The organism is Vibrio sp. 10N.261.46.A3 (genome assembly GCF_041472995.1).
Lineage (GTDB): Bacteria > Pseudomonadota > Gammaproteobacteria > Enterobacterales > Vibrionaceae > Vibrio > Vibrio coralliirubri.
In genome coordinates this window covers 123,022-136,577 of record NZ_JBFRRH010000027.1, presented here as the reverse complement: position 1 = coordinate 136,577, position 13,556 = coordinate 123,022, and the positions used below count along the sequence as shown (strand labels likewise).

Annotated in this window: 10 protein-coding genes; all 10 read right to left on the bottom strand. The window is 45.3% G+C overall.

Annotated elements, in window-relative coordinates; all coding sequences use genetic code 11:
• Nucleotides 1-14: 14 nt before the first annotated feature.
• On the bottom strand, nt 15-3,494 hold the full coding sequence (gene dnaE / locus AB4484_RS08005) for a DNA polymerase III subunit alpha (RefSeq protein WP_019821617.1): 3,480 nt from the start codon (nt 3,492-3,494) through the stop codon (nt 15-17).
• Nucleotides 3,495-3,607: 113 nt separating this feature from the next.
• Nucleotides 3,608-4,228, bottom strand: a complete 621-nt coding sequence (rnhB, locus tag AB4484_RS08000; protein ID WP_048606660.1) for a ribonuclease HII — start codon at nt 4,226-4,228, stop codon at nt 3,608-3,610.
• 33 nt (nt 4,229-4,261) lie between these two features.
• Entirely contained in the window at nt 4,262-5,458 is a 1,197-nt protein-coding gene (lpxB, locus tag AB4484_RS07995) for a lipid-A-disaccharide synthase (protein WP_372077427.1), read from the bottom strand.
• Nucleotides 5,459-5,587: 129 nt separating this feature from the next.
• Complete coding sequence (gene lpxA / locus AB4484_RS07990) at nt 5,588-6,376, bottom strand: acyl-ACP--UDP-N-acetylglucosamine O-acyltransferase (protein WP_372077424.1); 789 nt, start codon at nt 6,374-6,376, stop codon at nt 5,588-5,590.
• A 1-nt stretch (nt 6,377) separates the two neighbouring features.
• A complete protein-coding gene (gene fabZ / locus AB4484_RS07985) occupies nt 6,378-6,830 on the bottom strand; it encodes a 3-hydroxyacyl-ACP dehydratase FabZ (protein WP_009847408.1) in 453 nt (150 codons plus the stop codon).
• Between the two features lie 93 nt (nt 6,831-6,923).
• Nucleotides 6,924-7,955: a UDP-3-O-(3-hydroxymyristoyl)glucosamine N-acyltransferase gene (gene lpxD, locus AB4484_RS07980; protein WP_048606667.1), complete on the bottom strand. Its 1,032-nt coding sequence runs from the start codon at nt 7,953-7,955 to the stop codon at nt 6,924-6,926.
• A 5-nt stretch (nt 7,956-7,960) separates the two neighbouring features.
• Nucleotides 7,961-8,461 (bottom strand): OmpH family outer membrane protein, encoded by a 501-nt coding sequence (locus AB4484_RS07975; RefSeq protein WP_017063367.1) that lies wholly within the window; start codon nt 8,459-8,461, stop codon nt 7,961-7,963.
• A 27-nt stretch (nt 8,462-8,488) separates the two neighbouring features.
• On the bottom strand, nt 8,489-10,894 hold the full coding sequence (gene bamA, locus AB4484_RS07970; RefSeq protein ID WP_372077421.1) for an outer membrane protein assembly factor BamA: 2,406 nt from the start codon (nt 10,892-10,894) through the stop codon (nt 8,489-8,491).
• A 48-nt stretch (nt 10,895-10,942) separates the two neighbouring features.
• Complete coding sequence (gene rseP, locus AB4484_RS07965) at nt 10,943-12,301, bottom strand: sigma E protease regulator RseP (RefSeq protein ID WP_372077418.1); 1,359 nt, start codon at nt 12,299-12,301, stop codon at nt 10,943-10,945.
• Nucleotides 12,298-13,506 (bottom strand): 1-deoxy-D-xylulose-5-phosphate reductoisomerase, encoded by a 1,209-nt coding sequence (gene ispC / locus AB4484_RS07960; RefSeq protein ID WP_372077416.1) that lies wholly within the window; start codon nt 13,504-13,506, stop codon nt 12,298-12,300. Before ispC ends, rseP begins: the two co-directional genes overlap by 4 nt.
• Between the last annotated feature and the right edge of the window lie 50 nt (nt 13,507-13,556).

Here is a 13,556-nt window from a genome sequence, read left to right as displayed (position 1 = left end):
CACGAAGCTAAATTTTAGTTAAATTCGAGTTCTACTTGGCTATTTCCAAGCAGCTGTTTTAATTCGTCTAGTAATGTATCACTTGGCGTCACACGCCATTCTGTGCCCAATGTTAACCGCGCTCTAGCGTCGGCACGCTGGTAGTATACATTGACTGGGACCGTTCCGGCTCTATAAGGTTCTAAGATTTGACTAAAGCGTTCAAAAAATTGACCGTTAATTTGGGATTGGTCGATAGATATCGACACCCCACGAGCATATTTCTCACGGGCGCTTCCTAAGTCCATGACCTCGCGCGCGGACATTTTAAGCCCGCCATTGAAATCATCAAAGCTGACCTGTCCGGAAACGACCACAATTTTGTCTTTTTCGAGCAGTTCTGCGTAGCGATCGAGCGCATCCGAGAACAACATCACTTCCATTCGGCCTGATCGATCATCAAGTGTCATCAAACCGATTCGCGTACCGCGCTTCGTGGTCATTACTCTCGCAGCAATCACCAAACCAGCAATTGTTAGTGATTGGTCACGACGCGTTGGCGTCGCATCTTTCAAACGACAGCTGGTGTATTTCGCTAACTCTTTGATGTAAGCGTTAACCGGGTGGCCCGTTAAATACAAGCCAAGCGTTTCACGTTCACCTTCAAGCCAAACCTTCTCAGGCCATTTAGGCACTTGGGTATACTTGTGTTCAACCTCTTCCGGAGCGTCGGTCAACACGCCAAACATATCAGATTGACCAAAAGACTCGGCATGGTGATGTTGGCTCGCCGCCTTCACCGCATCTTTCAAAGATGCCATCATCGCTGCTCGGTGAGGACCTAATCTATCTAAGGCTCCGGATAGAATCAACTTTTCGATAACACGTTTATTAACCTTCTTCAGATCAAGACGTGCACAGAAGTCGAATAAGTCTTTAAAGTAACCGCCTTTGTTTCGCGCTTCAATGATCGCTTCAATAGGGCCTTCACCGACCCCTTTGATCGCACCGATACCATAAACAATCGCGCCATCTTCATCCACGTTGAAACGGTATAGACCTGAGTTGATATCTGGTGGCAAAAGCTTGAGCTTCATACGGAAACATTCATCAACAAGGCCGATAACCTTCTCGGTATTATCCATATCCGCCGTCATTACCGCAGCCATAAATTCCGCTGGGTAGTGCGTTTTCAGCCATAGCGTTTGATAAGAAACCAGTGCATAAGCTGCAGAGTGAGATTTGTTAAAGCCGTAGCCCGCAAATTTCTCTACCAAGTCAAAGATCTTCATGGCCAGCTCGCCATCAACACCATTGGCTTCAGCACCCTCTTTAAAGGTACCACGCTGCTTTGCCATCTCTTCTGGCTTTTTCTTACCCATCGCACGACGCAACATATCCGCTCCACCAAGCGTATAGCCAGCAAGGATCTGTGCGATTTGCATTACCTGCTCTTGATACAGGATGATGCCGTACGTCGGTTCTAGCGTCTCTTTAAGCGATTCGTGTTGCCACGTTTCATCAGGGTATGAAACCGCTTCTCGGCCGTGCTTACGGTCGATAAAGTTATCTACCATGCCTGATTGCAGAGGACCCGGACGGAAAAGGGCTACCAATGCGATAATATCTTCAAAACAGTCCGGTTGGAGACGTTTGATCAGGTCTTTCATGCCACGCGATTCGAGCTGGAATACCGCGGTGGTTTCAGAGTTCTGTAATAGGTTAAATGACGCTTGGTCATCCAGAGGGATCGACTCGATACGAACCGGCTCTTTACCCTCTTTCTTCAGGCGAGGGTTTACGAGGCCTAACGCCCAATCGATGATGGTCAGGGTACGTAGACCCAAGAAGTCGAACTTAACCAAGCCGGCGGTTTCAACGTCATTCTTATCGAATTGCGTTACCGGGAAGTTACCTTCGGCATCGGCATAGATTGGCGCAAAATCGGTGATCGTGGTAGGTGAGATAACAACACCACCCGCGTGCTTACCCGCATTTCGCGTACAACCTTCAAGGATGCGACACTTATCAATCAGCTCACGAACTTCTTCATCGCCATCGTAAAGCTCTGGCAATGCAGGTTCAGCAAGAAATGCTTTCTCTAGCGTCATGCCCGGATCTGGCGGTACAAGCTTTGAAATTCGATCAACGAAACCAAACGGGTGACCGAGTACACGGCCTACATCGCGGATTACCGCTTTTGCCGCCATGGTACCAAAGGTGATGATCTGAGAAACGGCATCACGACCGTACATTTCAGCCACGTGATCAATAACTTGGTCACGCTTATCCATACAGAAGTCGATATCGAAATCGGGCATGGATACACGTTCTGGATTCAAGAAACGTTCGAAAAGGAGATCGTATTCAAGCGGATCAAGATCGGTGATATCAAGCGCGTAAGCCACCAAAGAACCGGCACCAGAACCACGCCCTGGACCTACTGGGACATCGTTGTCTTTTGACCACTGGATGAACTCCATTACGATCAAGAAGTAACCTGGGAAACCCATGTTATTGACAACTTCGAGCTCGATCTTAAGTCGCTCATCGTATTCAGGTCTGCGCTCAGCACGAACTTTTTCATCTGGAAATAGGAACGCTAGACGTCGTTCAAGGCCTTCTTCAGATTTCTTGATCAAGAAGTCTTCAATCGCCAAACCTTCCGTAGGGAAGTTTGGCAGGAAGTATTCACCCAGACGAACGGTCACGTTACAACGCTTGGCAATCTCAACACTGTTCTCTAGCGCTTCTGGAATGTCTGAGAACAGCTCACACATCTCTTCTTCACTACGTAGATATTGCTGCGCGCTGTAGTTCTTAGGACGACGAGGATCGACCATCGTGAAACCATCATGGATCGCCACGCGGATTTCGTGAGCATCAAACAGGTCTTCAGTTAGAAAAACCACTTCGTTGGTTGCGACAACAGGCAGGTCTTCCTGCTCAGCAAGCTCTAACGCAAAGTGTAAGTATGATTCTTCATCTGGTCGTCCAGTACGAATCAGTTCCAAGTAAAAACGATCGGCGAAGTACGTTTTGTAAAACTCGACGCTGCTTGCAACCAGCTCACGGTTGCCTTTCAGTAACGCCTTACCAATCTCGCCTTCTTTGGCGCCCGATAGAATGATCAGGCCTTCTGCATTCTCAATTAGCCACTCTTTATCAATAACAGGCTGATGCTGAACGTGACCACGAAGGTAAGCTTTTGAGATAAGTAGCGTTAGGTTGTTATAACCTTTATTGTCCGTTGCGATAACGGTGAGCTTGGTCAACTCGTCACCGAATTCCGGAGACTGCATCAAGAAGTCAGCACCAATAATAGGTTTAACCCCACACCCATGGGCAGTACCGTAAAACTTCACCAAACCACACAGGTTGGTAAAGTCGGTCAATGCTAGAGCAGGCATACCCATTTCAGCGACTTTTTTAACTAATGGTGGCACCTTGGATAGGCCATCCACCATCGAAAAGTCACTGTGTACGCGTAGGTGAACAAATTTTGGATCTGACATTATTTTTCCTGAGTTCTAGGTTTGAGCCTAGGATTACAACTGTGTGTATTCTATTTTTTTCTAATACAAGTTAGCAACTTTATTCGATGCTAAGCTCTAGTTAACGTAAAGCTCTAGTCTATGCCAAGAATACGTTTTACTGGCTTAAAGCTCTTGCGGTAATGCTCGGTTACACCATGTTTTTCAATCGCTTCGAAATGCGCTTTGGTCGGGTAACCTTTATGCTTAGCAAAACCAAACTCTGGATGAAGTTTATCAAGTTCTTCCATCTCTTGGTCTCGCACAACTTTTGCGATAATAGACGCCGCACTGATTTCAGCCACTCGCAAGTCACCCTTCACGATCGCAAGACCATCCATCGGCAGTTCTGGGACACGGTTTCCATCTATTAGCGCCATATCAGGTTGAACGCTCAAACCTGCGATAGCTCGCTGCATAGCTACCATCGTCGCTTGCAGAATATTCAACTCATCAATTTCTTGTGGAGAACAACGACCGACAGACCACGCTAAAGCTTTCTCTTTGATTTCTGGAAGCAGCGCAAGACGCTTTTTCTCAGATAATTTCTTTGAGTCGTTCAAGCCTTCGATTGGGTTGTTTGGATCGAGGATAACCGCAGCAGTCACCACGTCGCCAACCAAAGGGCCGCGTCCTACTTCATCTACGCCAGCAAACAGCTGGTAGCCTTGCGGATATTCAAATGGAGGAAGCTCTTTTTTCTCTTTTACTGCCATAACTAATCTCTTAATGTTCTGTAAGTAAGCGCTTTATGCTTCAACAAAAGGTCGGTCAATCAATTTCAATACTGCGTTAGCGGCTTGTTTGTCTGCGTCTTTACGGATCCAGTGATGCATCTCGGTAAAGCGTTCGATCAAGGCACTGTTATCGGCTGATAGCATCTTATCGACAGACGGGAACAGAAAGTCTGGGTGGCACTCTTCAAGAATATGCTCTTTCACGATCTCTTCACCAGCCAAAATATTCGGTAGTGACACAAACTCAGTGATCGCCAACTTCTTAACAATGTAACCCGTCAGCTTATTTACTTTGTAACCAACCACCATAGGGCGTTTAAGCAACATACATTCAAGAGCCACGGTACCCGAAGCCAAAAGCACAGAATCAGCAGCGGTAATCACGTTGGTTGCCGTATCTTCGACTAACGTGAATTCAAGCTCAGGTGCGGTCGATTGCCAGATATCAGTAAACTGCTTTTTACGCTGCTCGTTAACGAGCGCAACAACAAAATTGATATCCGGATACTTCTGCTTGATACGTTGGCAAGTTTCGATAAATGGCTGAGCAATCAAACCCATCTCACCACCACGACTACCCGGTAATACGGCTAACCATTGCTTGTCTTGATCAAGACCTAACAGCTCTCGAGCATCTTGTTTACTAGGCTCTAAAGGAATCGCGTCTGCCAACGTGTGACCAACAAACTCACAGGCAACGTTATATTTATCGTAGAACGCTTTTTCGAACGGCAAGAAAGCCAATACTAAGTCGGTTGCTTTGTCGATTTTAAAGATACGCTTTGGACGCCAAGCCCATACTGAAGGGCTCACGTAATGCACCGTTTTGATACCAGCGTTCTTAAGGTCTAACTCAAGCCTTAGGTTGAAATCGGGCGCGTCGATACCGACAAAGACATCGGGTGGATTTTGAGTGAAATACTTAACCAGCTCTGCTTTTACTTTTAACAAGCGAGGTAAACGGCCAAGCACTTCAACTAAGCCCATAACGGCCAGCTCTTCCATCTCGAAAAGAGACTCACAACCCAAGGCTTTCATTTTCGGCCCGCCAATGCCAACGAACTCAGCATTCGGGTATTGTGATTTGATCGCTTTGATAAAGCCTTCACCAAGCGTATCGCCAGACAGTTCGCCGACAACAATGCCTACGCGCAATGGTTCATCCGAAACGAAGTCCGAGCTATTGGTTGCTGCTTCTTGCTGTGCCATAGTTTTTCAATTCCCTTGTTGCCTAAAACAAAAAAGACCGCCTAACGAGTAGCGATCTTTTTGTTATACCATTCTGATGAAGTAATTATTGTCATACTCACATTGATTGGTACATAACCACATCGAGTATTAACGAATAATACCGCGCTCAGAGTTCTCTAGCATTTCAAGCATAGGCGCTACCGAAGTAAACTCTTTTGCCATTTCAACTAAAGCCGCTTTCGCTTCTTCAAGTGTTTTACCTGAACGGTATAACTCTTTGTACGCTTTCTGTAGTGCACGAATTTCAGGTTTTTCAAATCCGTTACGCTTCAAACCTACTAGGTTAAGACCGAATGGAGCAGCGTGGTTACCCTGTGCAAGTACGTATGGCAGTACATCTTGAACAACTGCAGAACAGCCACCAATGTAGGCGTAAGCACCAATTGAGCAGAATGGGTGAATCGCAGAAAGTGCCATAACACCAGCGTAGTCGCCAACCGTTACGTGACCGCCAAGGATAGCGTTGTTACCAATGTGAGTGTGGTTACCAACAATAACATCGTGCGCTACGTGAGCATTAACACAAAGTAAGTTGTCATCACCAATCACGGTGGTTGCTTTGTCTTGAACCGTACCACGATGGATTTGAACCGCTTCACGGATCACGTTGCGATCACCGATCACAACTGTCGTCTCTTCACCGCCGTATTTCTTATCTTGGTTTTCTTCACCGATAACAGCGTGTGGGAAGATGCGATTTTGTTTGCCAATGGTTGTGTGACCTTTGATCACAACGTGCGACATCACTTCAGTGTCGTCGCCAATGGTCACGTTACCAACAATGTAAGTGAAAGGCCCAACCGTCACGTTAGCACCGATAGTTACATCACCTTCGATTACTGCTGCCGGGTGAATTTTCGCTGTTTCATGAATCATATTAAAACTCTCTACGAGCACATTTAAGTTCAGCTGAACATACAACTACACCGTCAACCTTAGCAACACCGTTAAACGATGCGATGCCACGACGCTCTTTTAAGAATTCAACTTCGATAACCAGTTGGTCACCTGGTACTACTGGCTTACGGAATTTAGCTTTATCTACGCTAGCAAAGTAGTACAACTCGTTGCCAGAAGGCGCACCGAAAGATTTGAATGCTAGAAGGCCTGTTGCTTGTGCCATTGCTTCTAAGATCAACACGCCTGGGAATACAGGAAGCTGAGGGAAGTGGCCTGTGAACTGAGGTTCGTTAACAGAAACATTCTTAATTGCGGTCAGTGTTTTTTCTTTTTCAAAGCTAGTCACACGATCAACCATTAAGAATGGGTAGCGATGAGGTAATAGTTCCTGAATTTCAGTAATGTTCATCGTTGTCTGTTCAGTAGTCAAAGTCGTATTCCTATGTATATTCTTTATTTAATTAGAAGGATTATAAACGAAAAAGACTCGCTGTACGCGAGCCTTTTATTAGAAATGCTGGAATTATGATTCCGCGCTCTTCTCAATAAGTTTTTCAACGGTTTTCAAACGCTTGTTCATTTCATCAATACGATGAACACGCGTTGCTGTTTTACGCCAATCTTTGTTTGGCTGTAAAGGGATACCCGAAGAATACATACCTTTCTCAGTGATGCTGCGCATTACCATTCCCATTCCGGTAATCGTAACGCCGTCAGTAATTTCAATGTGACCATTAATCACACTACCACCACCAATAATACAGTACTTACCTATCGTCGTGCTGCCTGCAATGATAGTACCACCTGCAAGAGCTGAACCATATCCGATGTGAACATTGTGAGCAATCTGAAGTTGGTTATCTAGGATAACGTTGTCTTCAATGATTGTGTCATCTAATGCGCCGCGGTCGATGGTAGTACACGCGCCAATTTCTACGCGGTTACCTATGCGAACAGAGCCGACTTGCGGGATCTTAACCCATTCGCCTTTCTCGTTCGCATAACCAAAGCCATCAGAGCCAATAACAGTACTTGATTGGATCAGACACGCTTCTCCAATCACCACTTCATGGTAAACACTTACGTTAGCCCACAGCTTAGTGCCTGCGCCAATTTTTGCATTTTTACCAATAAAGCAACCAGCACCGATGATCACATCATCACTAAGTACCACACCAGACTCAATCACAGCGTTCGCGCCAATAGACACATTTTGTCCAATGGTTGCATCGCTAGAGATTGAAGCAGAATCAGCAATAGCCGCTGCGGGAGCAGGAGTAGTATCAAGCGCTTGAGCAACCTTAGCAAAAGCAACGTAAGGGTCACTAACCACAATAACGTTGGTCTTACACAGTTCGCGTTCACTCTCTTTAACCATAATAGCGGATGCTTTACAGTCACCTAGGTGCTTGCTGTACTTCACGTTAGAAAGGAACGTAATGTTACCTTCTTGCGCTTTATCCATAGGAGCGACTGCTGAGACGGTAATCGTACCGTCTCCGTGTAGCTCTCCCCCAGTAATCGTTGCCAATTCGGCTAAAGTCAGGTTCTTCATAAAACTTATTTCAGTGATTTAATTACTTGCTCAGAGATGTTGTATTCAGGCTTACCGTATTGTAGAGCTTGAATATCAACGATCATGTCGTAGCCTTCTTTCTCTGCAACTTTAGTTACAGCATCTTGAATCACTTTGAACAGCTTCTGCTTCTCTTGTGCTTCACGACGTTGACTTGCTTTTTCTAGTGCTTGAGCTTTGATTTTGTACTTGCTGTCTAGTTGGCCTACTTCGATACGAAGCTTCTCAACTTCCTCAGGACCTAGTAGCTCGCCATCACGCTTAAGCTTTTCAATCTTTGTTTTAGCTTCAGCTTGAATGCTCTGTAGCTCAGCCGCTTTATCTTTGAACTCTTCCTGCATTTTTTGAAGAACAACTTCACGCTGAGGTAGAGCCTGGAATACTTGTGCAGTGTTTACATAACCCACTTTTTGCGCAGCTTCAGCAGCTGTTGCAAAGAAAGAAGAGCTAAGAACTACAAGGCCTAAACCTGCTGCTTTAATCATATTTTTCAAAATATTGTCCTTTAAATATTAGAAAGTTCTACCAATGGTAAATGTGAAGAATTCCTCATCATCACCTTCGTAAATTTTAATTGGTTTCGCTAGAGAGAAAACCAGTGGGCCCATCGGTGACATCCATTGAAGAGCGGCACCATAAGATGAACGGTAATTTGTTGGATCAGAGTAATCGTAGTAGTACTGGCTGCCGCTGTTAGGTGCGCCGCGGTCTACGAACTCTGTATCCCACACACTTGCCATGTCGAAGAAGACACTGGTACGAATCTGGCTACGCGCTTCATCAGAAGCAAACGGCGTTGGTACAATTAACTCTAAACTTGCCAAAGCAACCGCGTTACCACCTACTGAGTCATCAGTGGCTGAATCGTATGTAGGGTTGTTACCCGTGCTGTTCCCGTAAACGGCTTTCGGGCCTGCCGAGTTAGAACCAAAACCACGTAGGGTTGTAAAACCACCTGCGTAGTAGTTCTCGTAGAATGGGAACAAGTTATCGTTACCATCCGTTTGACCATAACCATTACCATAGCCTAATCGGCCACGCATCAATAGTGTGAACTCATGCTTTTTGGTCAGCGGGATGTAATGTTTTACATCGTACTGCATTTTAAAGTACTGAGCATCAGAACCGGGTACCGTCACCTTAGCAAAAGCACGTTGATGGTTACCTTCGGTTGGGAAGAAACCACGGTTAAGATTGTTACGAGTCCAAGAGATATTGATGTCGAAGTCATCGGTTAGAATGTGTTCGTCGCCATATTGGTCAATACTTCTCGCGAACTGTTCAACTTGGATATAGGTCGGAACGTTACCGATCTTGTTGTGCGTATAGCCAACACCAAACTCGAGACGGTTCAGCTCATCCATAGGGAAACCCCATGTTAGGCTGGTACCATAACTTTGGTTGGTATAGTCGACGATACCCGCTTCAGAGGCTTCAAATTCGTTGTAGAAGATCTTACCGCCTAAGCTCACACCATCCAGGTTCCAGTATGGGTCACGGTAGTCTAAGCTCACGTTCTTTTGGTAATCGTTCATCATGGCACTTACGCCAACACGGTTACCAGAGCCCGCAAAGTTATCTTGTTGTAAACCAACTTGGAAGCTAACACCTGATTCAGTACCGTAGCCAACACCAAAGTTGATGCTGCCTGAGTTCGCTTCCTTAACGTTGTAAACCAAATCAACTTGGTCTTCACTGCCCGGAACACGCACTGTTTGTACATCAACCGTTTCAAAGAAACCTAAACGGTTAAGACGGCTCTTACCGGTATCAATTGACTTAGAGTTAAGCCAGCTACCTTCCATTTGACGCATTTCACGACGCAGTACTTCGTCTTTCGTTGAGTTGTTACCCGTGAATCGAATATCACGAACGTAGATACGGCTGCCCGCTTCTACATTGATAACCAACGACACTTCTTTGGTCTCATCGTCAAATTCAGGAATCGTGCGAACTTGTGGGTACGCATAACCAGATTCACCAAGAATTCGTTTTACGTTCTCTTCCAAAGACGTTACCGAAGAGCCGTTATAAGTATCGCCGTCTTCAAATGGCACTAACGCTTCGAAGTCAGCCTCACGACCGATTAATTCACCACGGAAAGAGACATCTTTAACCGTATAAGCTTCGCCTTCATCAAGACCAAGCGTGATGTAAACACCTTTCTTGTCTGGAGAGATCGCCACCTGTGTAGAGTCGACCTTAAACTTAAGGTAACCACGGTCAAGGTAGTAAGATTTCAGCGCTTCGATATCACCGGCTAATACTTGCTTCTGGTATTTTTCATCCGCAAGGAAATTCCACCACGCAACATCAACATTCAGATTGAAACGACTAAGCAGTTCAGAGTCAGAGAAGACTTCATTACCGATAAAGTTGATTTGCTGAATCTTAGCGGATACGCCCTCAGTAAACACAAACTTAAGGTCAGAACGGTTACGTGGCAGAGGTGTCACAACCGCTTTTACTGTCGCGTTGTACTTACCCACGCTGTAGTAAAAATCTTCAAGGCCTTTCTCAATGTTACTCAGCGTAGTACGGTCAAGAGCTTCACCTTCACGAACACCAGACGCATCTAGGTTCTGCTGAAGTTGCTCTTCTTTGATCGCTTTGTTACCCGAGAATGAAATGCTCGCGATGGTCGGTCGTTCTTTTACTTGAACAACTAAAACACCTTCATCGCGAAGAACTTTAACGTCCTCAAAGTTACCTGAAGCATACAGTGCACGAATGATCTCAGATACATCGCTTTCATCCACTTCATCGCCAATACGCACTGGCATTTTCAGTAGAGCAGCACCAAGTGCAACACGCTGTAAACCTTCGATCTTGATATCTTGAACCACAAAGTTTTGTGCTCCGTTCGCAGCCACACTAGTGGCCAATAGACTTGCGAACAGAATTTGCTTAATCGCCATACTTATTCTAATTATTCCTTGCTACTACCAATGCCTGTGAGAAACCATTCACAGACGAGTAAAATCATTAAATATTGCCAGAGCCATCAAAGAGAAGAGGATTGCACCTCCCACTCTGTATCCCATTTCCTGAACTTTTTCAGGCACCGGTTTACGAGTAACGGCCTCAATAGCGAAAAAGAGCAAATGTCCGCCATCAAGCATAGGCAGCGGAACCAAATTAATAATCCCCAAGTTAACACTAATCAGAGCCAAAAAGCCTAAGAAGTAAACCAAACCGTAATCGGCGGTTGTCCCTGCACCTTTAGCTATTGAAATCGGGCCACTCAAGTTATTTAAGCCAACATCACCAACGATGAGCTTCTTAAGCATTGTCAGCGTCAAACCAATGATTTGACCTGTTTTATCAAATGCTTTTCCTACAGACTCAATTACACCAAATTGTAACTCAAAGCGATAATCTTCTGGCCATTCTGCGACTTCTGGAGCAATACCTGCATAGCCGATTGTGGAACCATCAGAAAGCTCGCGGCTTTTTGGCGTCATAACTAATGGCTGTTCAGTACCATTTCGTAGGACTACAAGGTCCAAGGCTGTCATCGGGTTTGAACGGATTAACTCAACAACCGACTGCCACTGTTCAATAGGCTGCCCATTAATCTCAACAATTTTGTCGCCAGCTTCTACCCCTGCATCGTATGCCGCACCGTCATCAATGACTTGAGCGATCACTGTCGATATCTCTGGAGAATACGGTCTAAAGCCCAGTGTTGTCATTGCAGATTCAGTTTCTGGGTTGAATGACCAGTCTGAAATATCCAATGTCATCTGTTGTTCAAAGCCGATATCGTCTTGAGAAGAAACCGTTACAGTCATGGACTGATCACCAATATGCGATATCAAACCCATATTGACTGATTCCCAATCTGCGGTTTTGATTCCCGAAATAGATTTAAGTTCCATTCCAGTTTCAATTCCGGCTTGTGCAGCAATAGATTGCGGAGTAACTTCACCGATTACAGGTTTAACCGCCGGTACGCCAATCAAAAATACAAGCCAATACGCAAAGACGGCAAAGATAAAGTTAAACGCAGGACCTGCACCAACTATCGCCGTTCTTTTCCACAATGGCTTCTTATCAAAAGCGTATTGTTGTTCGTCTTCAGAAAGGTCGTCTACACGACCATCAAGCATCTTAACGTAGCCGCCCAATGGAATGACAGACAAACTGTACTCTGTGCCATCACGGCCAACTTTGCTCCAGATTGATTTACCAAAACCAATCGAGAATTTCTCAACTTTCACACCACAGCGACGAGCAACCCAGAAGTGTCCAAACTCATGAACAGCGACCAGAATACCAAGCGCTACAATAAAGGATGCGAAGTTCCACAGAATTCCACTCATGCTAGCTGCTCTTTAATAAATTGATTGGCTATTTGACGAGACATATTATCGAGCTCGAGAAGGCTTTCCAAGCTATCTAAGCCCTCAGAGTTATGTTGTTCACATACTTTGCTCATAACATGCTCGTTAATGACGGCAATATCGGTAAATTTCACTCGATTGTTCAAGAAAGCATCGACTGCAATTTCGTTTGCTGCGTTAATTGCGGTTGTAGCATGCTGACCTAAGTAACAAGCTTCAATCGCTAATCTTAAACATGGGTAACGGCTAAAATCTGGTTCTAGGAAAGTAAGCTCGCCCACTTTGGTGAAATCCAGAGGCTTAACACCCGCTTCTATACGCTCAGGGTAAGACATCGTCAAAGCAATTGGCGTCGCCATGTCAGGTTCGCCCATTTGAGCAAGCACAGAGCCATCCTTGTACTGGACCATAGAATGAATCACAGACTGAGGATGAATAATCACTTTTAATTGCTCTTGAGAGGCATTAAATAACCATTTCGCCTCAATGTACTCTAAGCCCTTATTCATCATAGTCGCTGAATCGACCGAGATCTTAGGACCCATAGACCAGTTAGGGTGTGCGATAGCTCGTTCTGGTGTTACCGACTCCATCTCAGCAACGTCCGTATAACGAAAAGGACCACCCGAACCCGTCAAAAGAATATGGTTGATACCGTTCTCTTCTAAATCACAACGGCCTAGGTTAGTTTGTACGCTTTGAGGCAAACATTGAAAGATAGCATTATGTTCACTATCGACTGGAAGTAGTTCAGCGCCGTACTTTGCTACCGCATCGATAAACAACTGCCCAGACATTACCAAGGCTTCTTTATTAGCAAGCAAGATACGCTTACCAGCCTTAACCGCAGACATAGTAGGAAGTAAACCTGCCGCTCCCACAATCGCAGCCATTACCGTGTCCACGTCTTCTAGAGAAGCAACCTGGCACATGCCTTCAGTGCCTGAAAGCACTTTTACGTTAGGGTAATTCACGGACAACACTTCAGTCAGTTGAGACGCAGCATCAGGGCAAGCCATAGCAACATAGCTTGGTTGCCACTTTTCAACTAGCGCCAGCATCTTTTCAACATTCGAGCCTGCAGCCAGTGCAACCACTGAATAGAGATCTGGGTTTTGCTCAACGACTTTTAGTGTACTTGCACCAATTGAGCCGGTGGCGCCAAGGATAGTTAGATTTCGCATCACATATGACCGTAGAAATGTAATAAAGGGCAGAATCACTGCCCTTTTTT